28 protein-coding genes and 1 pseudogene are annotated in these 24,163 nt (G+C 53.3%); 21 read left to right on the forward strand and 8 right to left on the reverse strand.

Translation table 11 applies throughout. The features are described 5' to 3' along the window. Positions 1-434: 434 nt before the first annotated feature. Positions 435-890, reverse strand: a complete 456-nt coding sequence (locus tag MKleb_RS09760; protein WP_069135246.1) for a helix-turn-helix domain-containing protein — start codon at positions 888-890, stop codon at positions 435-437. A gap of 106 nt (positions 891-996) precedes the next feature. Between MKleb_RS09760 and MKleb_RS09765 the strand changes: the two genes are divergently transcribed. The 11 genes and pseudogenes from MKleb_RS09765 (at position 997) to MKleb_RS09815 (ending at position 8,338) form a co-directional block, all read left to right on the forward strand. Beyond that, positions 997-1,230, forward strand: coding sequence for a helix-turn-helix domain-containing protein (locus tag MKleb_RS09765; protein ID WP_128350260.1), 234 nt, complete (start codon positions 997-999; stop codon positions 1,228-1,230). A 62-nt stretch (positions 1,231-1,292) separates the two neighbouring features. After that, entirely contained in the window at positions 1,293-1,739 is a 447-nt protein-coding gene (locus MKleb_RS09770) for a toxin YdaT family protein (RefSeq protein WP_015365920.1), read from the forward strand. A 20-nt stretch (positions 1,740-1,759) separates the two neighbouring features. Next, positions 1,760-1,981, forward strand: a complete 222-nt coding sequence (locus tag MKleb_RS09775; protein WP_041165549.1) for a hypothetical protein — start codon at positions 1,760-1,762, stop codon at positions 1,979-1,981. Positions 1,982-1,983: 2 nt separating this feature from the next. Then, a complete protein-coding gene (locus MKleb_RS09780) occupies positions 1,984-2,967 on the forward strand; it encodes a helix-turn-helix domain-containing protein (RefSeq protein ID WP_164523430.1) in 984 nt (327 codons plus the stop codon). Positions 2,968-2,975: 8 nt separating this feature from the next. Next, a pseudogene (locus tag MKleb_RS09785) lies at positions 2,976-3,998 on the forward strand (replicative DNA helicase); the annotation flags it as partial. A gap of 729 nt (positions 3,999-4,727) precedes the next feature. Then, complete coding sequence (locus tag MKleb_RS09790) at positions 4,728-4,994, forward strand: hypothetical protein (RefSeq protein ID WP_217076623.1); 267 nt, start codon at positions 4,728-4,730, stop codon at positions 4,992-4,994. A 115-nt stretch (positions 4,995-5,109) separates the two neighbouring features. Continuing rightward, a complete protein-coding gene (locus MKleb_RS09795) occupies positions 5,110-5,334 on the forward strand; it encodes a class II holin family protein (RefSeq protein ID WP_015365951.1) in 225 nt (74 codons plus the stop codon). Next, positions 5,318-5,854 (forward strand): lysozyme, encoded by a 537-nt coding sequence (locus MKleb_RS09800; RefSeq protein ID WP_076752318.1) that lies wholly within the window; start codon positions 5,318-5,320, stop codon positions 5,852-5,854. The genes MKleb_RS09795 and MKleb_RS09800 overlap by 17 nt, the downstream gene beginning before the upstream one ends. Further along, positions 5,851-6,210: a hypothetical protein gene (locus tag MKleb_RS09805; protein WP_217076624.1), complete on the forward strand. Its 360-nt coding sequence runs from the start codon at positions 5,851-5,853 to the stop codon at positions 6,208-6,210. The genes MKleb_RS09800 and MKleb_RS09805 overlap by 4 nt, the downstream gene beginning before the upstream one ends. A gap of 505 nt (positions 6,211-6,715) precedes the next feature. Beyond that, entirely contained in the window at positions 6,716-7,603 is an 888-nt protein-coding gene (locus MKleb_RS09810; protein WP_025106108.1) for a dihydrodipicolinate synthase family protein, read from the forward strand. A 66-nt stretch (positions 7,604-7,669) separates the two neighbouring features. Then, a complete protein-coding gene (locus MKleb_RS09815; protein ID WP_014229873.1) occupies positions 7,670-8,338 on the forward strand; it encodes a YecA/YgfB family protein in 669 nt (222 codons plus the stop codon). A 28-nt stretch (positions 8,339-8,366) separates the two neighbouring features. On the opposite strand, the gene tyrP is transcribed toward MKleb_RS09815, so the two are convergent. Continuing rightward, positions 8,367-9,578: a tyrosine transporter TyrP gene (gene tyrP, locus MKleb_RS09820; protein ID WP_025106109.1), complete on the reverse strand. Its 1,212-nt coding sequence runs from the start codon at positions 9,576-9,578 to the stop codon at positions 8,367-8,369. 194 nt (positions 9,579-9,772) lie between these two features. Between tyrP and MKleb_RS09825 the strand changes: the two genes are divergently transcribed. Next, on the forward strand, positions 9,773-10,012 hold the full coding sequence (locus MKleb_RS09825) for a YecH family metal-binding protein (protein WP_004852186.1): 240 nt from the start codon (positions 9,773-9,775) through the stop codon (positions 10,010-10,012). A gap of 42 nt (positions 10,013-10,054) precedes the next feature. Here the strand turns inward: MKleb_RS09825 and ftnA are convergent, their stop codons facing one another. Continuing rightward, the gene (gene ftnA, locus MKleb_RS09830; RefSeq protein ID WP_004852185.1) at positions 10,055-10,552 is read right to left on the reverse strand and encodes a non-heme ferritin; all 498 of its coding nucleotides are present in this window, start codon (positions 10,550-10,552) and stop codon (positions 10,055-10,057) included. Between the two features lie 422 nt (positions 10,553-10,974). On the opposite strand from ftnA, the gene MKleb_RS09835 reads away from it, so the two are divergent. After that, positions 10,975-11,613 (forward strand): RpiB/LacA/LacB family sugar-phosphate isomerase, encoded by a 639-nt coding sequence (locus MKleb_RS09835; RefSeq protein WP_217076625.1) that lies wholly within the window; start codon positions 10,975-10,977, stop codon positions 11,611-11,613. Positions 11,614-11,665: 52 nt separating this feature from the next. Here the strand turns inward: MKleb_RS09835 and MKleb_RS09840 are convergent, their stop codons facing one another. Further along, positions 11,666-13,087 (reverse strand): MFS transporter, encoded by a 1,422-nt coding sequence (locus MKleb_RS09840; RefSeq protein WP_108703491.1) that lies wholly within the window; start codon positions 13,085-13,087, stop codon positions 11,666-11,668. 207 nt (positions 13,088-13,294) lie between these two features. Here MKleb_RS09840 and azuC point away from each other — a divergent pair, with 207 nt between their 5' ends. Together azuC and MKleb_RS09850 are read left to right on the forward strand one after the other, a co-directional pair. Beyond that, entirely contained in the window at positions 13,295-13,378 is an 84-nt protein-coding gene (gene azuC, locus MKleb_RS09845; protein WP_014229869.1) for a stress response protein AzuC, read from the forward strand. 79 nt (positions 13,379-13,457) lie between these two features. Further along, entirely contained in the window at positions 13,458-13,709 is a 252-nt protein-coding gene (locus MKleb_RS09850; protein WP_014229868.1) for a DUF2766 family protein, read from the forward strand. A 46-nt stretch (positions 13,710-13,755) separates the two neighbouring features. Here the strand turns inward: MKleb_RS09850 and MKleb_RS09855 are convergent, their stop codons facing one another. Both MKleb_RS09855 and MKleb_RS09860 read right to left on the reverse strand, forming a co-directional pair. Continuing rightward, a complete protein-coding gene (locus tag MKleb_RS09855) occupies positions 13,756-15,267 on the reverse strand; it encodes an MFS transporter (protein ID WP_025106110.1) in 1,512 nt (503 codons plus the stop codon). Positions 15,268-15,591: 324 nt separating this feature from the next. After that, complete coding sequence (locus tag MKleb_RS09860) at positions 15,592-16,095, reverse strand: non-heme ferritin-like protein (RefSeq protein ID WP_217076626.1); 504 nt, start codon at positions 16,093-16,095, stop codon at positions 15,592-15,594. A 499-nt stretch (positions 16,096-16,594) separates the two neighbouring features. Here MKleb_RS09860 and MKleb_RS09865 point away from each other — a divergent pair, with 499 nt between their 5' ends. The 6 genes from MKleb_RS09865 (at position 16,595) to otsA (ending at position 23,354) form a co-directional block, all read left to right on the forward strand. Next, complete coding sequence (locus MKleb_RS09865) at positions 16,595-17,152, forward strand: DJ-1/PfpI family protein (RefSeq protein WP_032693589.1); 558 nt, start codon at positions 16,595-16,597, stop codon at positions 17,150-17,152. 288 nt (positions 17,153-17,440) lie between these two features. Then, entirely contained in the window at positions 17,441-18,421 is a 981-nt protein-coding gene (locus tag MKleb_RS09870) for an arabinose ABC transporter substrate-binding protein (protein WP_004852174.1), read from the forward strand. Positions 18,422-18,483: 62 nt separating this feature from the next. Continuing rightward, positions 18,484-19,998, forward strand: a complete 1,515-nt coding sequence (gene araG, locus MKleb_RS09875; protein WP_025106113.1) for an L-arabinose ABC transporter ATP-binding protein AraG — start codon at positions 18,484-18,486, stop codon at positions 19,996-19,998. Between the two features lie 14 nt (positions 19,999-20,012). Continuing rightward, entirely contained in the window at positions 20,013-20,993 is a 981-nt protein-coding gene (gene araH, locus MKleb_RS09880; RefSeq protein ID WP_025106114.1) for an L-arabinose ABC transporter permease AraH, read from the forward strand. A gap of 158 nt (positions 20,994-21,151) precedes the next feature. Next, the gene (otsB, locus tag MKleb_RS09885) at positions 21,152-21,955 is read left to right on the forward strand and encodes a trehalose-phosphatase (RefSeq protein WP_014229862.1); all 804 of its coding nucleotides are present in this window, start codon (positions 21,152-21,154) and stop codon (positions 21,953-21,955) included. Then, entirely contained in the window at positions 21,930-23,354 is a 1,425-nt protein-coding gene (gene otsA / locus MKleb_RS09890; RefSeq protein WP_014229861.1) for an alpha,alpha-trehalose-phosphate synthase, read from the forward strand. Before otsB ends, otsA begins: the two co-directional genes overlap by 26 nt. 26 nt (positions 23,355-23,380) lie before the next feature. Here otsA and uspC read toward each other — a convergent pair whose 3' ends face one another. Both uspC and MKleb_RS09900 read right to left on the reverse strand, forming a co-directional pair. Continuing rightward, the gene (gene uspC, locus MKleb_RS09895) at positions 23,381-23,809 is read right to left on the reverse strand and encodes a universal stress protein UspC (RefSeq protein WP_004852164.1); all 429 of its coding nucleotides are present in this window, start codon (positions 23,807-23,809) and stop codon (positions 23,381-23,383) included. Positions 23,810-23,938: 129 nt separating this feature from the next. Further along, a complete protein-coding gene (locus MKleb_RS09900) occupies positions 23,939-24,097 on the reverse strand; it encodes a hypothetical protein (RefSeq protein ID WP_217076627.1) in 159 nt (52 codons plus the stop codon). Positions 24,098-24,163: the final 66 nt, after the last annotated feature.

Raw genomic sequence — 24,163 nt, forward strand, 5'->3', positions numbered from 1 at the left:
TTGGTCTTTCCTCCCGGTCTTTCCCGGCGCCAGAGCTGGTCAGGCTCACTGGTCTTTCCTCACGGGGTCCCTCTTTTCGAGGGCTTCAGTTTTCACTGAAGGGTCGCATAAACTGTTACTGTGTTAAAAAAATGCCCGGGGCGCCCGGGCCAAGACTATACACAGCAATTCGTATTCGTTGCGGTCTTTCCCGCATGTCATCGTACTGTCGGCGACCCGAAGAATTCGCGCCCGTCTTTCCGGACTGTCAGAACTGTTTCTGAACAACTGCCGCGTGGTTAGTGCGTCGTTGATGGGAAGAATATTAATAATGATAATATTATCGGTCAACATTAAAATATTAATTACGACAATATTTTTTGTATGGTGTTGATAATTTAGATAAAAAAAATCCCAGCGAGAGGCTGGGATCTTGGTTGGGATTGGGAAGTGATTTATTGCTTACGTGTTGCCAATAGCTCTCTAAATAAGCGGTCGAAACCTTCTACTTTCTCTTTTAAATCAGATAAATGGCGTTCTTTTTCGCTCTGCGGAAGCCTCTCATACAAATCTATAAGTTCTGCATGTTCTGGGTTAAGAAGTTTCCAGCCTGGTCCTGATCTATCTTCGAGATACTCCCCTGATTTCCTAACGTAATTCATCATCTCGGCTAGGTCGGGTCTGATCTCTTCTGGTTTTACTCCAAGTAGAGAGGCGAATTTTAATGTGGCATCTGTGTTTAGTGGAGTTGTGCCATTTAAGTAATGGCTTACTGACGCCTGTGTGCTAAAGCCAAGCACCTCCGCTGCCTTCTCCTGAGTCAGACGTAAAGTTACTTTTTTCTCGTTCCAGATATCACGAAGGCGTTTGGCAGCTTCGCGCTCTACGGCGTCAATGGTTTTCTTTCTCATGGAGGCATGTTATTCGCAAAATTAATTAAACTCTAAGGTCATTGCTATTGACGAAAAATATTAACGTTATTAATATTCATTCTGTCCAATCACAGAGGCCCTAACGATGAAACTGAAAGACTATTTAAAAACATCTGGTGTTCGGCAGCATGAATTCGCCGCACTGGTTGGGAAAACTCAAGGCTACGTAAGCCGAATTGCTGCGGGAGAATGTTTCCTGTCCGCCGCGACAGCGTTGGAATGGTCTGCTGCTACTAAGTATCAGGTTACGCCGCACGATCTTCTCCCAAATATTTATCGAAAACCAACTGACGGACTGCCGGAACAGAATGCAGCTTAACAATCTGCGTTATCGAAATCTGATTACGCTTAATCAATTTTCAGCGACAGGAGACGCTCGAAGTGGAATACCTCGAAGAACTTAAACGAGAGATCTTTAACTGGGCAGCGGAAAGCGGGCAGGAGCTGGTTGCTATCGAGATAAGCCGCATGTGGTTTCGTCTTGGTGGTAATACCGGTTCGCTGAAGCTGCACCAGATCGAAGATGCAGATGGAAACGCCGACTGGCGGGCAATCAACAACAACCGCCAACAAATTTTTCGTTGGTTGCGAGGCGAGACCAAAGCCGCGAGAGCCAAAACTCTGGCGCTGGTCAAAGCGATGGAAGCGGCGCTGCCGGCAGAACGTTACGCGAGGTTGGGTATGTCCACCCAGTATTTAATTTGTGTGGCCATTCGTGAGTTTGCAGCGGCGATTATCGCGTTGTTACTCGACGCCAGAGACGGGCCGCAACAAGTCGCAAGAGCATTGCAAGCTATGCGTGAAACACAGCGCCTGACCAGCGTTTAACCTGTATCGAGGAAAGACCAATGAGAACACAAGACCGCATCACCTGGCGGAATGGGTTTCGCCGGAACGGGGTACAAGTCCCGATGGAAGATATCGAATCGATTTTCGAAGAGCGTCGCGCTACTGCGCTGACAATCTGGGAACGCTATGAACTGCGCAAGGCAGATCTGCAGGAAGCGGGACTCACCCAGAAAGAATACGAAATCGCCTGCCGTCAGCTGGCTGACTCGCTGGGGATCTGACTATGAGTATGACGCTTATGGCCAAAGCAATGGCAATCAAGACCGGAAACCCGATTCGAAAACTGGTGCTGATCAAACTGGCTGATAACGCCAATGATTCCGGCGAATGCTGGCCGTCTTACAAACATATTGCGGATCACTGCGAGTGCAGCAAAAGCGCGGTGCGTGACCATATCGATGCGTTAATTTCTATGGGCCTTCTGGTGAAAGAAAACCGCCCGGGCGTAAAAAACGGGAAGGGTAACGCGTCGAATTTGTACTGCATGAAACTTGATAACCCTATGCCGCCAAAAAGCATAGCCCCTATGCCGTCAAAAAGCACAGGTATGCCGCCAAAAAGCATAGCCCCTATGCCGTGTGGCGGCACCAGAACCAGTCACTCTTTTGAACCAGTCATAGAACCTATAGATCCCCCTAACCCCCAGACGGGGGAAGGCGATGAAAAAATTAATTCTGATGCTAAAAAAGCGCTGGAATTTTACAACGAGCAAACCGGTACCCGCTGCCGTGACCTGAAACCGTTTGTGATGATGCTGACGCCGACCACCACCCGGGAAGGATACACCCTGGACGAATTGCAGTTAGTTATCCGCTGGGTTCTGGCCACATGGCGCCGCCGTGGCGATAGCCTGCCGAAGCCTGCGAACATCTGCCGGGTAAACCGCTTTGATGGTTATCTCGCTGACGCTGAAGCATGGGCGGTGACCGAAACCGATATTGATCCGGAAGCCGTTATGAACGGCTACAACGAAATTTTTGCTGACGTTCTGCCAGCTGCTGAACTGGACACCGACCGCCGCCGGATGATCACCCGTCTTGCTGCCCACATGAAAAACAAAACTACGGGCGCATTTCTGGGTTATTTCGAAAAATTCCGCGCTGACGCATCCGATTTTTACTTTGGTGAAAATGGCGGCTGGCGCGCCAGCTTTGACTATCTGATGAAACCAGAGACATTGCGTAAGACCAGGGAGGGCGCTCTATGATGCAAATGATGTATTCAACTCAGGAACTGGAATGTCTGGTTCTTGGCTGCCTGATGAACGGTGGCGCTACGCCTGATGCCTTTGATGTGATTGCCAGCACTCCGAGCGAGGCTTTCAGCGTCGCATACTACAGGCAGATTTACGGAGTGATCAAAGCGCAGGCGTTGAGCGGCGGCTTAATTGACATGATGTACATTAGCGAAGCCATTGGCGGACAGGGGACGCTGGCCAATCTCGCCGATATTTGCAAATTCCCGACATCGATCGTCAATCTCAAAGGCTATGCCAAAAAAATGGTTAAGGCCTGGCGAAGCAGAACCATCGCGCAATTACTGCAGGATGGTGCGGATGGTATTCGTGATGCGATAAACCAGGAGCAGCGCGATCAGGTTGTTGAAACTGCCGTGGCGCAGCTGCTGGACATGACAGGCGACACTGGCGACGTTCAGCCGGTACACATGAGCGAATTATTGCCGGTGTACATGGAAACCATGCAGAAGCGCATGGATGGTGAAGAGGGTACCCGCAACCTGAAAACCGGGATCGAAGAACTGGACGATGCAACCGGCGGAATCAACCTGCAGGATTTGATTGTCGTCGCCGGGCGTCCGGGCATGGGAAAAACAGAATTTGCGCTGAAGATTGTCGATGGTGTTACCGCTGCCGGCGGTGGCGCGTTGATATTCAGCATGGAGATGGCCGCTGCGCAAATCGTAGAACGCTCTCTGGCGGGTTCTGGCAACATGTCAGTGTCACGCCTGCGTAATCCCCTTGATATGCAGGACGAGGACTGGGGGCGCTTTACAGCGGCCATGGAGACCATGAACGGGCGAGATATCTGGATCGTTGATGCTACCGATCTGACGATTGAGCAAATCCGCGCCGTTGCCGAAACGCATAAGCGCCGGTATCCGCATCTGGCAATGATCGTTGTCGATTACCTTGGCCTGATTAAAAAACCGAAGGCAGAGCGTAACGACCTCGCGATCGCCCACATATCCCGAAACCTAAAAACTATGGCTATGCGTCTGCCCGGCGTCACACCGCAAAAACCGATTAAGCGTGAAATTATCGCCCCTACGGTTTCCGGCCGCAGACGCAAAACCCATATCGGCACCGTGATTTATTCCAGAGGTGAAAAAAACGTTCGCCTGAGTGAAGGCGCTACCGTCTGGTCTGCTGGATCTAATGAGCATTTCGATAAGAAAACGGGCCAGCGAGTCGGCAGTATTGGCCGTCACCGTCTGGTGCTGGAGAGTATCCGCCCATTGCAGGCCAGCGACGAACAGCAGGAAGCCGGGAGCGTCACCGCGCAGCAGCTGGTAGCCGTGATGAAAGGCAAAACGCTTTCTTACCAGGGCATCCTGGCATTAATCCAGAAGCACTATCCAGATTGTCAGGTGACGATTAAAGAACTTCACGATCGCGTGTTCGGCATGTTCATGTCGAATTACGTGGGTATCACCCGTCACGACGATATGTATTCACAGATAGCGCGTCGTGCGGTTGGGGTAAGGATCACGCTGCTTAATACAAACCCCACTAATCAGTGGACGGGCACAGGTACTCTTCAGGTTACGTTGAATGACCAGGTTGTTGTCGGTTCGGGTAACTTCACGCAGGGCAGTGAGGACCCTATCCAGTTGTTCACACAGATGGAGGTTAAGGAGGGCAGCAACACGATTCAGGTGAATACCAGCAACAACGATTTGCTGTATGCGGCCTGCCAGATTGAATTACTGATACCGTAAGGGGAAATTATGCCAGTAACAAAAACCATTTCAGCAAAAACACGCTCGTTTTATCCAGAAGTAGGCATAGCTGTTGATTCTGAAGAACAGATTATTGAGGTGACCTACACCGTAATTTCAGTGACGATTAACGCTGACCTCTCTGCCACGGCCAGAGTGAGAACGCAGATTACAGGCTATGACGATACCAGTGAAATTTCGGTACAGTTTACCTATTCAGGTAGCGGCAACCCGATTACTGAAGCAGAAGCAGCATTAAAAGAATCACTTTCCTGAAGAAGGAACCCGCCAGCAATGGCGGATGTGGATACAGATAGTCAGGATTCCGACCGGTACACCACCTTACCCTGGCATTACTACACAGTGAACCCCGTGGGGGTAAGGCATGCGAATGAAGAATTTGCCGGATGTAGCGGCGGGAACGTCGTATATAACATCCACCGTTAGCGGTAGCTACTGGCTGCTGCAACTTCTCGATAAGGTAAGCCCAAGCCAGTGGGCCGCAATCGGCGTTCTGGCCAGTATTGTTTTCGGGCTGCTTACATACCTCACTAATCTGTATTTCAAAATCAAAGACGACCGGCGGAAGGCGCAGGACTATGAGCAACAAAGCTAAGTTCAGCGCCGCAATGTTGGCGCTTCTGGCGGCCGGTGCATCGGCGCCGGTGCTGTTCGATCAGTTTATCAGCGAAAAAGAAGGTAACGCGCTGGTTGCCGTTGTTGACCCCGGCGGCGTGTGGTCGTTGTGCCACGGAGTAACCGTTATAGATGGCAAGCGAGTTATCAAGGGGCAAAGAGCAACTGAAGAACAGTGCAGAAAGGTAAACGCCATCGAGCGCGATAAAGCGTTGGCGTGGGTTGAAAAGAATGTGCACGTTCCGCTGACGCCACCGCAGAAGGTCGGCATAGCCTCATTCTGCCCGTACAACATCGGGCCGGGTAAGTGCTTCCCCTCGACGTTCTACCGCAAGCTGAATGCCGGCGACCGTAAAGGGGCATGCGCGGAGATCCGCCGGTGGGTATTCGACGGCGGCCGGGATTGCCGGTTAACCAAAGGACAGAAAAACGGCTGTTATGGGCAGGTTGACCGCCGCGATCAGGAAAGTGCGCTGACGTGCTGGGGGCTGTACGAATGAAAGGAAAAACCAAACTGGTGATTGTTGGGGGAGTGCTGGCGGTATGTGCCGGCATTTTCTGGGCGGGGTATCTGAAGGGTTGGTACGCGCATTCTGAGCAAGTGAACAGCCAGGCTAAAGCCAGACTGCAAAAGCAGGAAAAAGCGGTTGCCGCTGGCGAGCAGAAGGCGGCGACGGCGAACGCCGAAGCCAAAGTGATTTACCGTACCGTTTATCGTGATGTGGTGAAATATGTCAATGACCCGAATCATACTAAGTGCCAGTTTGATCCTGCTGCTGTGCAGCTGCGCCAACGATCAATCGACGCGGCCAACACCATCCCCGGATTTGATGAACCGGCCGTGCAAGATAAGTAACGCTGGCGCAGATAGCGACGCTGATCTGCTGGCGGATACACAGTCAGCGGAGTGCGTACGGGAGCTGCGCACTAATATTTACCGCTGGCAATCTTGGTATCGTGCGACTGAATAAATATTAAATTTGGGGTATGATAAGCGTCAGAAGATAGTCTAAATCGTCGCTGTAACTTATTGTTTTCATGTTGCTAGTTTATTGGTGTATGTTCGGATTTTTTTCATATCTAACTGATATTTAAAATAATCACCACCAATTTAAAATCCCTCGGCGTTCGCGCTGTGCGGGTTCAAGTCCCGCTCCGGGTACCATTGGGATAAAGCAGAATAATCAAAGCAATAAGCAGTGTCGTGAAACCACCTACGGGTGGTTTTTTTGTTTTTGTATTGCCATAACCTCGCTTTTGAACCTCAGCCCCACCTCATTCATTTTTGTCATAGGACAAAACCCGCTTCTGTTGTTACTCTGTGTCGGCAATCTATCATTATCTCAATAAGTGGGGATGAAATGTTTACTGGCCTCTGCGCTTTTCCTCTGACTCCGTTACATCAGCATGGCGTTGATGAAACCGCTTTTGCCCGGATTGTCACTCGCCTCGCCGACTCTGCCGTCGATGCTCTCGGCGTGCTCGGTTCCACGGGAAGCTATGCCTGGCTCAGCCGCGAGCAGAGAATGCAGGTTATCCGACAGGCCAAATCGCATGCCGGAGCGGTGCCGCTTATGGCAGGGATCGGGGCGCTGGGGACCGATCGGGTCCTTCGTCTGGCAGAGGATGCGCAGCGGGCTGGGGCCAGCGCGCTGCTCCTGCCGGCAATCGCCTATCAGCCCCTGACGGAAGAGGAGATTTTGGCTTTTTACCAGACCGTCACCCGCGAAGTCTCCGTGCCCGTCTGCGTTTACGATAACCCCGTGACCACGCATGTGACGACCTCGGATACGCTTAAAGGCGCGATCGCTGCGCTGCCGGGTATCGCCTCAATTAAAATACCGGGCCCCGCTAAAAATGACGTCGCACGGCGCGTTCAGAGCCTGCGGCGGCAGCTACCGGCTGAGGTGACGATCGGGATTAGCGGAGACGCCTGCGCGGCCGATGGCCTGAACGCCGGCTGCGAAGTCTGGTATTCGGTGTGCGGCGGCCTGTTCCCGCACGTCGCCAAAGAGCTGACGGCGGCCGCGACGCGGGGGGAGGCTCAGCGGGCGGAGGCAATAAGCGCCAGGCTGGAGCCGCTGTGGACGCTCTACAGGAAGTATGGTGGAAGCCTGCGGGTCACTGCCGCAGCGGCGACGATCCTCGGTATGTGCGGTGAGGATTGTTTGCCGCGTCCCCTGCTACCGCTTTCGCCGGATGCCTTTCGTGAGATTGCTGAGACGCTGCGCAGCCTGAACCTTGAGTAGCCGGGTGGTTTTCTCTCGCTATTTCCGCTACTGTAAGCGCCATTTTTTACGACGATGAGCCTGTTTATGAAAACTGGACCCCTGAACGAAAGCGAAGTTGAATGGCTGGACGATATCCTGTCGAAATACGCGGTAGAAGGCACCATCATGGACGTTGCCGAGCTTGATGGGCTGCTGACGGCCATTCTCTCCGGGCCGACGGAGATTGAACCCGCGCAGTGGCTGCTTGCTATCTGGGGCGGAGCGGATAACGTGCCGCGCTGGGCCAACGATCGCGAGCGGGATCGTTTTGTGAACCTGACGCTGCAGCAAATGAGCGATATTGCCGAGCGCTTGAGCGATTATCCCGAACAGTTCGAACCGATGTTCGGCAGCCGCGAAGAGGAAGGGCAGGAGCTCACGATTGTTGAAGAGTGGTGCTTCGGCTATATGCGCGGGGTGGGGCTGAGCGACTGGTCCGCGTTGCCGGCTGAGCTGCAGGCGGAGCTGGACGTGATTGCCCTGCACGGTACCGAGGAGCGATTTGAGGCGCTTGATGAATTATCCGCGGAAGAGTTTGTCGCCAGCGTTGAGCGAATTCGTCCTGCCGCCCTGGCGCTTTATAACTACTGGACTGAGCACGCGCAGCCGGCGGAAGTTCAGCAGCCCATCCGGAATGAGGCGAAGGTGGGGCGCAACGATCCTTGCCCGTGCGGCAGCGGTAAGAAATATAAGCAGTGCTGTTTAGCCAAATAAAAGAGGGGGCCAATATGGCCCCTTCTTTTTACCCTACCGCGGGCAGCAAGCCTGCGACAATCGCAAACTGGATCGCGACGATGCCGATCCCGCAGAGCAGGACGAGCCACAGCGCCGCTGAGCCTCCCGCGACCCGCCATGCTGCATCAGGATGCTGTTTGCGGCTCTTCATGACCAGCAGCGCAGGCAGCATGAGCGCCAGCACGGCCAGCGCGACGCCCGCATAGCCTAACGCCATCACGAAGCCACGCGGATAAAATAGCGCGAACGCCAGCGGGGGCAAAAAGGTAATCAGGCCGCTCTGTATCCGTCCACCGGCGCTGTTCTGGCGTTGAAACAGATCGGCCAGATAGTCGAATAACCCAAGCGCCACGCCGAGAAATGACGTCGCCAGCGCCAGATCGGCAAACAGATGCACCGCCAGCTCAACGTGCGGTGAGGCGACCACTTCGCGGATAGCTTCCAGCAGCCCGTTAAGCCCGGCATTTTTTGCCAGCAGCGCGGTAAAGACGGGAGAGTCAATGCTGCCGAGCGTCGCCAGCTGCCAGAAAATATAGGCGACCAGGGGAATAAAGCTCCCGATGACAAATACCCGACGCAGCTTGCGAATATCCCCGCCCAGATAGCTCACAATACTGGGTATGCTGCCGTGAAAACCAAACGAAGTAAAAATCACCGGAATCGCTGACAGAGCCAGTCCCTGCTGTAGCGGCAGCGTCAGTAAATTTACCTGGTGAATATGCGGCAGCAGCAGAGCCAGCATAATGGCGAGAAAGATAATTTTTGCGCTGAACAGAAAGCGGTTAAAAAGATCGACCAGCGAGGTTCCGATACACACTACCGTCCCGCCGATCCCGGTAAAAATCAGGACGCCTGCCGCAGGAGGCAGTCGCCAGTCCAGCCACTGGTTGAGGCTGGAGGCCAGCAGCTCGCCGGCGCCGCTAATATAGGCGGCGGTGAGAGCGTACAGCAGAAACAGCATGCAAAAACCGGTAGCCCACTGCCCGTAGCGGCCGAGATAGCGCGCGGCCAGCGACCCCAGTCCCATATCAGCCGGCACGTGCTGATACACTTCCAGCAGCAATAAGGCGGTATAACACATCAGCGCCCACAGCGTTATCAGCAAACCAAACGTTACGCCGAAACCCACGCCCGCCGAGGCCAGCGGCATCGCTAACATCCCTGCGCCGATTGTAGTGCCGGCAACGATTAAAATACTACCCAGAGTGCGGTTCTTCACGCTTTTCTCTATCCATTACGGAATACACAATTAATTATGCCGCGCAGAGTATGTGAAATCAGTGAGTTCGTCAAATGAGGGTTACAGGGGGTGTAATGATAACTTTACGATGCCAGAGGTTTGCGCGAAAGCTGCGCTGGCGCAAGAATCCGCCGCCCTGGCTGGTTTATTCTTCGGCCTTTACGGGAGGGGTTATGCCATCGATTCATGGTCACGAAGTGCTGCAAATGATGATTTCATCAGGCGAGTCTTACACTGTTGCTACGCTGGAAGCGGCGATTATCGACCGTTTTGGGAAAGAGGTTCGATTCCATACCTGCTCGGCGGAAAATCTGAGCGCGGCGGAGCTGGTGGCGTTTTTGCAGAAAAAAGGCAAATTTATTGCCGCTGAGGAAGGATTTAATACGCACGAAAGTAAAATTTGCCGCCATTAATACTCATACGGCAGCGAACGCCGGGCGTCGCTGCCGTAATGATTAATTTTGTGTGTCGAGCGTTGCCAGCTCTTTATCAATAAAGTACAGGCCTTCACCGCTTTTACCGGCAAGGGTCAATTTATCAATAACGGATTTAAACAGTTTCTCTTCTTCGTGCTGCTCAGCAACGTACCACTGCAGGAAATTAAATGTTGGATAATCCTGGCTGGTCATTGCCGCATGGGCCAGTTCGTTAATTTTCTGCGTAATCAGCTGTTCATGTTCGTAGGTGACGCGAAATAGCTCATCCAGGGACGCATATTCGGCGAAAGGTGAGGCGATAGCCGTGATGCAGGGCAGGCTGCCGGTATCGGTCAGATAGTCGAACAGGCGCTGCATATGGGTCATTTCTTCCTGCGCGTGGCGACGCAAAAACGCGGCGGCGCCTTCAAAACTGTGGTAGCTGCACCAGGCGCTCATTTGCTGATAAAGCAGAGAGGAATAAAGTTCGAGATTCATCTGCGCATTCAGCTTGTCGATCATTTCAGTTTTTAGCATCAGGCTGCTCCGGAAAATAGAATTAAGGATTATTGTGCGCTCACTATAATTTGTTATTAATTTATTTGCAAAAAGTAAATTAATAAAATCATTTATTAATAATGCAAATGGGAATAACACGCATTGGCGATTTAAAAATAATGAGAATGGTTTTAATTTAATATTCTATGCGAAAAATCGTTGAGCCTAATTTAGCGGTGAAAATAGACCCGCCCGATGGCCGCGGCGGGATTAGCCTGACGCGGGTAAGGGTGGGGGGATGCCGCACCAGCCGGGGGCGGAAGTCAAAAGTGTGAGGTGAGATGCAATTTATAAAACAACTTTTCATAAAATTTGAAAGTATGTTCGTAAGGTAGTATTGTTCATAGCAACGCTAACGAACTATCGCGGGAGTGCCCGCAGAGCATTCAGGAGAGTAAAGCATGAAAATCGCACTGATGATGGAAAACAGCCAGGCGAACAAAAACGCCATCATCCTCAATGAGTTAAACGCCGTTGCTGAAGAAAAAGGCTTCCCGGTTTACAACGTCGGTATGAGCGATGAAAACGATCATCATCTGACCTATATTCATCTGGGGATCATGGCCAGTATCCTGCTGAATTCGAAAGCGGTGGACTTTGTGGTGACCGGCTGCGGTACCGGGCAGGGCGCGCTGATGTCGCTGAATATTCACCCTGGCGTGGTATGCGGCTACTGTATCGACCCTGCTGATGCCTTCCTGTTTGCGCAGATCAACAACGGTAACGCGCTTTCTCTGCCGTTTGCGAAGGGTTTTGGCTGGGGCGCAGAGCTGAACGTACGCTTTATCTTTGAAAAAGCTTTTACCGGCCGCAACGGCGAAGGTTATCCGCCGGAGCGTAAAGAGCCTCAGGTGCGTAACGCCGGGATCCTGAACGCGGTTAAAGCGGCCGTGGTTAAGGAAAACAATCTGGATACGCTGCGCGCGATCGATCCGGAGCTGGTGAAAACCGCCGTTTCTGGCCCTCGTTTCCAGCAGTGCTTCTTTGAGAACTGCCAGGATAAAGAGATCGAAGCGTTTGTGCGCCAGATCGTCGGTTAATATCCCGTCATGATGAGATGCTAAAGGCCAGCGCTGCTGGCCTTTTCTTTGGCTACTTCTTTTTGTTCGATACGCTGCTACCCGCCTCTTTGGCCAGATGCAGGCTATCAATCATGCCGACCAGGCAAATCACCGCGATAAAAATAAACGACAGGCGGAAGCTGATGCCCGGCAGGTGAGAAAGCGTAAACCATTCGCTGAACGTTTCCCCAAGACGAATGCCTATCGCGCCGAGCGTGATGCCCAGCCCCACGGCCAGCTGTGACGCGGTGCTGAACAGGGTATTGGCGTAGCTCATTTGCGCGGAAGGCACATCGGCAAACGCGAGCGTGCTGATGCCGGTAAACTGGATAGAGCGGAAGACCCCGCCGAGATAGAGAATCACAAAGATCAGCCAAACCGGCGTTTGCGGCGTTAAAAAAGCGCAGGCCAGCAGCGACAAAACGTTTAATGCGCCGTTAATCAGCAGCAGGCGGCGAAAGCCCAGCCAGCGGATCAGCGGCGTTGTGAGGGGCTTGATGGTTAAGTTGCCGACGAACACGGCCAGCACCAGCAGCCCCGAGTGGAAGGGGTCCATACCAAATCCGACCTGGAAAAGCAGCGGCAGCAGAAACGGCACGGCGCTAATGGAGGCGCGGAACAGGGAACCGCCGTACATGGTGACCCGGAAGGTGGGGATCTTGAGCGCATCAAGGCGCACCATCGGCCACCTGGTGCGGCGGAAGTGCCGCAGCGCGAAGAGCATGCAGCCCAGGCCCAACGCCAGTAGCGCCAGCGTCTGCCAGCCCAGAGGCTGGCGATCGCCGAGCAGCTCCATGGCGGCGACCAGGCTAACCATCGCCACCGAGGTGGCAACAAAGCCGGAAAGGTCGAAGGGGCGCTGCTCATCTTCGCGAATATTCGGAATGATACGCAGCGACAGGGCGATAGCGATAAGCCCGAGCGGCACGTTAATAAAGAAGATCCAGTGCCAGCTGGCGTAGCGGGTGATAAATCCGCCCAGCGGTGGGCCAATAATGGGCGCGACCAGCGCCGGCCAGGTCAGGGTGGCAATCGCCTTAATCAACTGGTGCTTCGGTGTGGTACGTAGTACCGCCAGCCGGCCAACGGGCACCATCAGCGCGCCGCCTATCCCCTGCAGAATACGCATCGCGACGAACACATCGACGTTGGTCGACAGCCCGCAAAAAACCGACGCCAGGGTAAAAATCGCCAGCGCGAGAGTAAAGATTTTCCGCGCGCCAAAACGATCGGCGATCCAGCCGCTGGCCGGTATCAGAACCGCAAGGGTAATAAGATAAGCGCTAATCCCGATATTGAGGTCGACCGCCGTCACGCCAAAATCTTTCGCCATGTCGGGCAGGGCAGTGGCTATCACCGTGCCGTCGAGAAACTCCATAAAAAAGGCGGCAGCCACCAGCAGCGCAGGTGCTGAAAAAGAACGGTCGTCCCTGGAAGAGGTGTGTGTACTCATTATTGTGTCGCTGCCATAGCAAAGAGAGCGCAGATTGGTCCGGAGCGTTCGGCTATTCACTATCCGGTTCTGCCCATTTTGTTTATAAATTAAATTATTTTGGTAAAAAATAGGTGATTTAGCGCACGTTTATATTGATTTTTGTGATGTAAGTCATATTATAACCATCAGGGCATTAACACCTGCATAACAAAAATGGAGTCAACCATGAAACTGCGCAAAATCCTGAAGAGCATGTTCGAAAACTACTGCAAAACCTTCAAAGACGTACCGCCTGGCGCTATGTTCTGATAAAAAAACCTGCTGCGGCAGGTTTTTTTATATCCCGGGATTTAGGGTACTATTACGCTCCTGAAAAAAGGAGTGAAAAATGTCTCAACATCTTACCGAGCACGACGAGCTGGTCTCTGACGTGGTTGCCTGCCAGTTAGTTATCAAACAGATCCTTGACGTCATCGACGTCATCGCCCCCGTCGAGGTGCGCGAAAAAATGACCACCCAGCTGAAAGCCATCGATTTTGCCAGCCACCCGGCATCGGCTGACCCGGTGACCCTGCGGGCGGTACAAAAGGCCATCGCGCTGATTGAACTGAAATTCACCCCGCAGGAAGAAGCGCACTAGCGGCGTCAGCCCCGCCATCATTGTGATAGCGGGGCGTTATCACCTGTTAGTGGGAGACGGCGGTTTGAACGGCGCCTTCCTGCGTATCTTTAAACAGCCTGCTGTTGCCCCAGCACTCTTCGTACCGGTGGCCAACTAAATCTTCAACGACAAGGCGAACGTCCGGTGCGATATCGGCGATCTTACCGCCTGCTTTAATACGCGCGACTTCCTGCAGCACTACCAGATGCGCCTTGCGATCGAGTTTCATCTGCTTACTGAACACAATGGCTGCCAGCGCCAGCAGAATCACACCCGCACAAAACACCACCGCAATCGCGGTGACCGCGCTCTCTGGCTGCGTATGTGCTTTCGACTGAAAGCCGTAGAAGCTGAGGATCGCCCCCATGGAAAAGACGATAATCGAGCGCAAAATTTTACCGGAGAAAGTCATGGCTCCCGCATAGATCCCTTCGCGGCGACGGCCGGTATAGATTTCATCGACATCCGCCAAAAAGGTGTAAACGGTCCAGGGAATATAGTACACGCCGCCGGTGCCCAGGCCGAAGAGTACGGTAATGCCAAACATCAGGACGGTGGCCAGATGCGCCGGCAGATGGAAGAACCACAGCGAGGTGTAGAGCAGAACGGCAAAGATAACCACGCCCAGCGCCAGAATATACGGCTTACTGAAACCTTTCTTCACGCACAGGCCGATAAACAGGGCCGTTGATACCAGCTGCAGGATGGAGTTCAGACTGTTAAGCCCGGCCACCATCGCCGGATCGTGCTGCAGCACGAATATAACAAAGTAGGTGAAGATCGAGGCAAAAAGCCACTCGGCGCCGAAGCCGCAGAGATACATGCCCAGGTGTTTACGGAATACGCGCAGGTAAAACGTTGAGCGCATATCTTTCGCCAGCATGAGCAGAGTATTGAACAGTCCCTTTTTCTCTCCCTTGCTTATCTCCTCTTCGCGGGGACGCTCCCAGCTGCAGTACCACAGGCAGGAGATGGCCACGACAAGAATGACGCCGTAGGTCAGCCCGGTGAGAAAAAACGGGGTGGCGGATTCTTTACCATAAAGCAGGATGAACTGCCCGGGGATAAATGCCGCGAGAAAGTTGGCCAGTTTGCCGAAAATCGCTTTATAACCGGTAAGCTTTGAACGCAGTGAGAAATCGTCGGTCATTTCGGTCGCCAATGTTTCATAGGGGACCATAATCGAGGTATAAATGATTTCAAAGACGACGTAGGTGCACAGGTAGTACCAAAAGCCGAGGCCTTCTACCCACAGCAGCGGGTAGAACATCATCAGCGGAATGCCAATCAACAAAAAGAAACGGCGACGACCAAAGCGTTTACCCAGCCGCGTTTTGCCAAAGTTATCGGTGAGATAGCCCATCAGCGGGTTACTAATTGCGTCGATAATGCTGGCGACGGAAAAAATAAAGGAGGCTTCGATCAGCGTCAGCCCACAGAAGGTTGTATAAAAATAGAGCAGCCATGCGCCGCTGATCGCCAGTGCGCCGCTTCCCAGTAAATTCCCGCCGCCGTAGGCTAACTGATGGCGTAACAAAATCGGTCTTCCCTGCAGCCCCTGTGGGGCTGAAGCCGTATATCTTGCCATTAAAGTAAACTCCGTGTTTTAAATTTTTGAAACAGTGTTTTTATATTCTCAACCCGTGGTTTTAAACGTGATCCAGATCACCAATACCCTGCTAATTCCTCCGGCGGAGCAGGAATGAGATCTGGTTAAAAGTTTTTAATGCTTTTCTGGAATAAAAACGGCGCCGAAGCGCCGAAAAAGAAGGGGGACAGAGAACCTGTGATTAAAGAGAGCGCTGGCCCGAACAGGCGAGTTCTGATGATTTATCGCCGGCGAGCATCCGCCGGCATGGCGTTATACGCGCTGTTGACTGACCAGATCCAGCAGGTGGCTATCGGTTTGTTGTACGCTGGTTCCGGCATTTTTCGCATGACGGATTTCTTCAAGAATGGTCTCCAGCAGCATGCCATCCTGATCCTGCTCTTCAGCAAGCAGCGTCAGAAAACGTAGGGTTGATTCATCGCTTTGCGCCTTCGCCTCTTCCGCCAGGCTGGAAAGTATTGTGCTGCGCTGCTGATAATCTTCGACGGTTTTGCTAAAGAGATCTTCCAGGGACGAACATTCAGTGCCGTAGGTTCCTTCTGCTTTCACAACGGGCCAGGCGGCTGATTTTTTCATAAAATCAAAGACCCGCATCATCTGCGTGATACTGGCTTGCGCTCGGTTACGGAGAAAAGTGGCGGTACCGTTCAACCGTTGCTGAGTACACCATTCGCTCAAATGCAGATACAAATTTGAGGTATAGAACTCAAGATTCATCTGGTTATTCAGCTTTTGAACCATTCTTGGTACGGCCATACAAATATCCTTATTCACTTTGGAGGGGGCGGCGTCATATCTTGACGCATCTACATCAGGGTCGCCTTAGAAATTACGGTGCACAGAGAGAGTCCTGAGTAATAGTATTCAGGATTTCTGTACAGCCGTTTGAATTAAATTTCTTATCTCAACAAATATAGAATAGCGCCATATTTGAATTAAGAAAACTCTCAATGAGTGATATTTACATTTCGTTACAACATCCGTATTTATCTTGAAAAGAGGGTCTTTTGTAAGAACAAAGTCTGATGTTTAACGATCGCATATAAGCTTATTTTGCTGATTTTAAATGTTTTTATTTCCGCGCCTCATTAATTGATAGCAGTTCTAATGATTTTGTTGAAATTGTGTTTTAAAAATAATGATTAATAATTCTATTTTGTGGTAGCCTGCGAGTGAGAAAATGATGAGGTTAATTTAAAAAGATGCTGCTTTTGTAAACACATTATTGCTAACAGGCTATCTGAAGGAGTCGGAAATGAAAAAAGTTGCGGTGCTGCTGGCACCGGGTTTTGAGGAAGGTGAAGCGATTGTGGTGATTGATATTCTTCGCCGCTTACACCTCGATGTCGAACTGCTCTCCTGCGCCGATTCGCGCGCGGTGGTGAGCTATCACGATATCCCCATGGTGGCGGACAGCACGCTAACAGAGCGCGCCGGGATACTGTACGACGCGGTGGTTCTGCCCGGCGGCCCGCAGGGAAGCGTCAATCTTGCCGCCAGCCGGGACGTCGTGGCGTTTATTTCGGCCCACGATACCGCGGGAAAGCTGATCTGTCCGATCTGTTCGGCGGCGGCGAGAGTGCTCGGCGGCAACGGGCTGCTCAAGGGGCGACGCTACGTCTGTTCGGGAGAGTTATGGCAGCACGTCACGGACGGAGAGTACGTGGACCAGGCGGTAGTGGAGGACGGTAATTTGATTAGCGGTAAAGGCCTGGGACACGTTTTTGACTTTTCATTTACCGTAGCCGCCCGTTTATTGGGGGATGAGGCGCCCGTTCGCAATCATGCGGAGCACATTTATTGTCGCTGGTAATCTCTACAGGGATAACTCTGCTGATGATATAGAGAATATTGCTACGGCCTGCGCTAATTGTCTGACAATTAGCGCTTTTTTTATGTCATTTTTCGCTGTTTATATGCACGCAATTACTGTAATTCCGCGATGTGATTGGGCTCTCGTATGGAGAAATAATTTCCGGTTAATACTATTTAAACAACGGCACTCAGCGTTGAGATTTTTCTAATGCCTTGTTTTTCGTCCGATTAAAAATTTAAGACTTATTATTCCCTACATAAAAGCGAATTAAAGCTGGAGTTTACCATGCACAAATTTACTAAAGCGCTGGCGGCAATCGGTCTTGCCGCGGTTATGTCACAATCAGCTATGGCTGAGACGCTTAAGCTGGGTTTTCTGGTGAAACAGCCTGAAGAGCCATGGTTTCAAACCGAGTGGAAATTTGCCGATAAGGCCGGTAAAGATTTAGGTTTCGATGTCATTAAAATTGCTGTGCCCGACGGCGAGAAAACCCTGAACGCGATAGATAGCCTGGCGGCTAGCGGAGCCAAAGGCTTCGTCATTTGCACCCCGGATCCGAAGCTCGGGGCGGCCATTGTCGCCAAAGCGCGCGGCTATGATATGAAAGTGATTACCGTTGATGACCAGTTCGTCAACGCCAAAGGCAAACCGATGGACAGCGTACCGCTGGTGATGATGGCGGCCAGCGAAATCGGCGCGCGCCAGGGGCAGGAGCTCTATAAAGAGATGCAGAAACGCGGTTGGGACGTGAAGGATACCGCGGTTATGGCCATTACTTCCGACGAGCTGGATACCGCCCGCCGCCGCACTACCGGCTCAATGGACGCTCTGAAAGCCGCCGGTTTCCCGGAGCAACAAATCTATCGCGTGCCAACCAAATCTAACGACATCCCCGGCGCGTTTGACGCCGGTAACTCCATGCTGGTTCAACATCCTAATGTTAAGCACTGGCTGATCGTCGGCATGAACGACAACACCGTGCTGGGCGGCGTGCGCGCCACCGAAGGCCAGGGCTTTAAAGCGCCTGACGTTATCGGGATCGGTATCAACGGCGTCGATGCGGTGAACGAACTTTCTAAAGCGCAGGCCACCGGTTTCTATGGCTCTTTACTGCCAAGCCCGGATATTCACGGCTATAAAACCAGCGAAATGCTTTACAACTGGGTGACAAAAGACGTTGAACCGCCGAAATTCACCGCGGTAACCGACGTGGTGCTGATTACCCGCGACAACTTTAAAGAAGAGCTGGCGAAAAAAGGGCTGTAAGGCCAGTTGACCGGGCCTCTTGCCTTGGCGCGAGAGGCTCTGTACAGAAAAGCGGAGTCGTTATGCAACAGTCTACCCCTTATCTCTCATTCCACGGCATCACCATGACATTCCCGGGCGTTAAAGCGCTGTCCGATATTAGCTTTGGCTGCTATGCCGGACAGGTGCACGCCCTGATGGGAGAAAACGGCGCCGGGAAATCCACGCTGCTGAAAATTCTCAGCGGCAACTACATACCGACCGCCGGCAACCTGCAAATCCGCGGCCAGCAGATGACGTTTACCCACACCACCGAGGCGCTGAACGCCGGGGTGGCCATTATCTATCAGGAGCTGCATCTGATCCCGGAAATGACCGTGGCGGAAAATATCTACCTCGGGCAGCTGCCGCATAAAGGCGGGATTGTGAACCGGTCGCTGCTGAATTATGAAGCCGGCCTACAGCTGAAGCATCTGGGGCTGGATATCGATCCGGAAACGCCGCTCAAGTATCTCTCTATCGGCCAGTGGCAGATGGTGGAGATCGCCAAGGCGCTGGCGCGTAACGCAAAAATTATCGCCTTTGATGAGCCGACCAGCTCCCTGTCTGCGCGGGAAATCGAAAACCTGTTTCGGGTTATCCGCGAGCTGCGCCAGGAAGGACGGGTCATTATTTACGTTTCCCACCGCATGGAAGAGATCTTCGCGTTAAGCGACGCGATTACGGTATTCAAAGATGGTCGCTACGTGCGCACCTTCGACAATATGCAAGAGGTTAACCACGACGCGCTGGTACAGGCGATGGTGGGGCGCGAGCTGGGCGATATCTACGGCTGGCAGCCGCGCGAATATGGCAAAGAGCGTTTGCGTCTTGAACAGGTGAAGGCGCCAGGCGTGCGGCAGCCCGTCAGCCTTTCGGTGCGCAGCGGAGAAATCGTCGGCCTGTTTGGGCTGGTTGGCGCCGGGCGCAGCGAGCTCATGAAAGGCTTATTCGGCGGCAGCAGAATAACCGGCGGCCAGGTTTATATCGACGGGGAGGCCATTGATATTCGCAAGCCGGCTCAGGCGATTCAGGCCGGGATGATGCTCTGCCCGGAAGACCGCAAAGCGGAGGGGATTATTCCGGTCCACTCGGTGCGCGACAACATCAATATCAGCGCTCGCCGCAAGCATATTCTCGCCGGCTGCGTTATCAACAACGCCTGGGAAGCGCAGAACGCCGACCAGCATATCAAATCGCTGAATATCAAAACGCCCGGCGCCGAGCAGCTGATTATGAACCTCTCCGGCGGCAATCAGCAGAAGGCGATCCTCGGCCGCTGGCTGTCGGAAGAGATGAAAGTCATCCTGCTTGACGAGCCAACGCGCGGTATTGACGTGGGCGCTAAACATGAAATCTACAACGTTATCTACGCATTAGCGGCATCGGGCGTCGCGGTGGTCTTTGCCTCCAGCGATTTACCGGAAGTTCTCGGCGTCGCCGATCGCATTGTTGTGATGCGCGAGGGTGAGATCGCCGGAGAGCTGCTGCATGAACATGCGAATGAACAGCAGGCATTGAGCCTTGCCATGCCAAAAGTGAGCCAGGCGGTCGCCTGAGTAAGGAGTCTATGATGTCATCAGTTACCACTTCAGGTACTACCCGGTCGGCTTTTAGCTTCTCCCGCATTTGGGATCAGTTCGGCATGCTGGTTGTTTTCGCGGTGCTGTTTATTGGCTGCGTGATTTTTGTGCCTAATTTTGCCTCGTTTATTAATATGAAAGGCCTGGGGCTGGCTATTTCTATGTCCGGAATGGTGGCCTGCGGAATGCTGTTTTGCCTGGCATCGGGGGATTTCGATCTGTCGGTCGCCTCGGTTATCGCCTGTGCCGGTGTGACCACGGCGGTGGTGATTAACCTGACGGAGAGCATGTGGGTGGGGATCGGCGCCGGTCTGCTGCTCGGCGCGCTGAGCGGCCTGGTCAATGGTTTTGTGATTGCCCGCCTGAAGATTAACGCCCTGATCACCACCCTGGCCACCATGCAGATCGTCCGCGGTCTGGCCTATATCATCTCTGACGGTAAAGCAGTTGGGATTGAAGACGAGCGTTTCTTTACCCTCGGCTACGCCAACTGGTTTGGCCTGCCAGCGCCTATCTGGCTGACCGTTGCCTGCCTGATTGTCTTCGGCCTGTTGTTGAATAAAACCACCTTTGGCCGCAATACGCTCGCGATTGGCGGTAACGAAGAAGCGGCGCGTCTGGCGGGCGTGCCGGTAGTGCGGACCAAGATCATCATTTTCGTCCTTTCCGGCCTGGTTTCCGCGGCGGCAGGCATTATCCTGGCTTCACGAATGACCAGCGGACAGCCGATGACCTCGATTGGCTATGAGCTGATTGTCATCTCGGCCTGCGTGCTGGGGGGCGTATCGTTGAAAGGCGGGATCGGTAAGATCTCCTACGTGGTGGCCGGGATCCTGATCCTGGGAACGGTAGAGAATGCGATGAACCTGCTCAATATCTCGCCATTCTCGCAGTATGTCGTACGCGGCGTGATTTTGCTGGCGGCGGTGATCTTCGACCGCTACAAACAGAAAGCGAAACGAGCCGTTTGATTCGTCCAACTTTTCAGTTTAATCCTAATCCATTGCCAGCGCTCGTTGCGCTGGCAATGACTATCAAAAATGGCGAGGCTGGTCACACTGTCTATACTTACATGGCTACAATTATTTAACACCCAGCATGTTGCTGGCCATGATATGGAGGAAACAGGGTGGCTGACCAGATTTATGTACCGCCTGCGTTAACCGGAAACTGCGCTTTTTTCTTTGACCTCGACGGTACCCTTGCCGGTATCAAACCCCATCCCGATCAGGTGGTCATTCCTGCCGATGTTTTGCAGTCGCTGCGCCAGCTCGTGCAGCAGCACAACGGCGCGGTGGCATTGATTTCAGGGCGCTCAATGGTTGAGCTGGATGAGCTTACCCGTCCTTACCGGCTGCCGCTTGCCGGTGTCCACGGGGCTGAACGCCGTGATATCAATGGTAAAACGCATATTGTCTCTTTACCGGATTCTCTCCAGAAGGCGCTCTCTGCGGAACTGACCGCGGCGCTGGATGACTTGCCGGGATGCGAACTGGAAAGTAAGGGGATGGCCTTTGCTCTGCACTACCGACAGGCGCCGGAGCATCAGCACGCGGTGCTGGCGCTGGCGCAGGCCGTCGTGCAGCGCCATCCCATTCTGGCATTACAGCCGGGTAAGTGCGTGGTGGAGATCAAACCGCGCGGAGTGAATAAAGGTGAAGCGATAGCCGCTTTTATGCAGGAAGCTCCATTCAGCGGGCGCAGGCCGGTGTTTGTCGGTGATGACTTAACCGATGAAGCGGGTTTTAGCGTCGTCAATCAACTGAGTGGCGTATCGGTCAAAGTGGGCGGCGGTGAGACCCAGGCGCACTGGCGCCTGCCGGATGTCGCCGCTGTTCATCTTTGGATTAGTAACATCGCGAATCATGGGCAACAACCAGATGCGCTAACCGACAGGAGAGATGGCTATGAGTCGCTTAGTCGTAGTATCTAATCGTATTGCCCCGCCGGATGACAAAAAGGCCAGCGCCGGTGGCCTTGCCGTGGGGATTATGGGGGCATTAAAAGCAGCCGGAGGACTGTGGTTCGGCTGGAGTGGGGAAATCGGTGACGACCAGCAGCCGTTAAAAAAAGTGAAGCAGGGGAATATCACCTGGGCTTCCTTTAACCTTAGCGAGCAGGATCACGACGAATATTACAACCGCTTTTCCAATGCCGTTTTATGGCCCGCCTTCCACTATCGTCTCGATCTGGTCGATTTTCAGCGTGAAGCCTGGGAAGGCTATCAGCGCGTCAACGCAACGCTGGCGGATAAACTGCTGCCGCTGATCGAACCTGACGATATCGTCTGGATCCACGATTACCACCTGCTGCCGCTGGCCAGCGAACTGCGCCAGCGCGGGGTCAATAATCGCATCGGCTTCTTTTTACATATTCCGTTCCCGACGCCGGAAGTCTTTAACGCGCTCCCGCCGCACGCGGAGCTGCTTGAACAGCTGTGCGATTACGATTTACTGGGTTTCCAGACCGAGAGCGATCGCCTGGCGTTTCTCGATTGCGTATCGATGCAGACTCGCCTGACGACGCGCGACGGCAAAAAGCATGTGGCCTGGGGGAAACCTTTCCACACCGAAGTCTATCCGATCGGTATCGATCCGGAAGAGATTGCGCGGAGCGCAAAAGGGCCGCTGCCGCCGAAGCTGGCGCAGCTGAAGAGCGAACTGAAAAGCGTGCAGAATATCTTTTCCGTTGAGCGGCTGGACTATTCCAAGGGGCTGCCGGAGCGTTTTCTGGCCTACGAGGCGCTGCTGGAGAACTATCCGCAGCATCACGGCAAGATTCGCTATACCCAGATCGCGCCGACGTCGCGCGGCGATGTTCAGGCCTACCAGGATATTCGTCATCAGCTTGAAACCGCGGCCGGCCGCATTAATGGCCGATATGGCCAGCTGGGCTGGACGCCGCTTTATTACCTGAACCAGCACTTTGAACGCAAGCTGCTGATGAAAATCTTTCGCTACTCGGACGTCGGTCTGGTTACGCCGCTGCGCGATGGGATGAATCTGGTGGCGAAAGAGTATGTGGCCGCGCAGGACCCGCAAAATCCGGGCGTGCTGGTGCTGTCGCAGTTTGCCGGCGCGGCGAACGAGCTGCCGACGGCCTTAATCGTCAATCCTTACGATCGCGACGAGGTCGCGGCTGCGCTGGACCAGGCGTTAACCATGCCGCTGGCCGAGCGTATTGCCCGCCATTCGGCCATGCTGGCGGTGATTAAAGATAACGATATTCATCGCTGGCAGGAGCGGTTTATTGCCGATCTAAAGGAGATTGAGCCAGGAAGTGAGGAGAGCCACTTAGCGCGCAAGGTCGCGACCTTCCCCAAGCTCGCCTGAGACGATCGCGGTTAGCGCTTTCGGCGCTAACCTTTTTCCAGACACACCAGCAGCACGTCAACGCCGCTGCTGCCCACGATATCTTTCGCCGAACAGGTAGCGCGAGAGAACAGGCTCTGGTTGTGGTTGCCGCAAATCACCAGGTCAACGCGATGCCGCTGGCAAAAATCCTTCACATGGTGGGCAATCCCGCCGCTGGCGATAGTCATTTTCTCTATCGGGTAGTCGGCGTGGCGGGCGAGCTCGGCCAGAAAGCCGCGCGTCTCCTCCTGCATCACTTCGCGTAAATTTTCCATCATTGGCGCCGCAAACTGGTTATACAGCTCCGGGTCCGTTGCCAGGGTAATCAGGCTGACCTTCGCATTGACCGGACGGGCGATGGAGACGGCTTTCTGAATGAGGACCCGGCTTTCCGGGGTTGGTGCCACGGCGACCAGCAGATGTGAGTAGGGCATCAAGCCTCCTTGAGATACGCGAAACAACCCTTTTCTATTGTCTTTACTCCCATTCCTTAGCTTTCGCAAGGTTTATCCGCAGCGAAATAACGCGCCCAGATTTCACTCCGCCGCGCGCCATTTTGGTGGTCACTTCGCAACTTTTGGTCCGATCTTTTGTATTAAAAGAAACGCTGTTTTATAAATCAGTGAGGCGCGTTCATCGACTCTTTGTGTTTTTGCCATTGAACGCTTTTGGCTGGCAAAAATGAAAAGGTAACGCCGTTCCCATGCTCTTAATGTAGCCATGTATCAACCCCCTTTTGGCTGAATGGGCCAAAACGCGGTTCGGAGTTCTCTAAAAAAAGACACAGG

It is taken from the genome of Klebsiella sp. PL-2018, from assembly GCF_019048985.1.
Classification (GTDB): domain Bacteria; phylum Pseudomonadota; class Gammaproteobacteria; order Enterobacterales; family Enterobacteriaceae; genus Klebsiella; species Klebsiella michiganensis.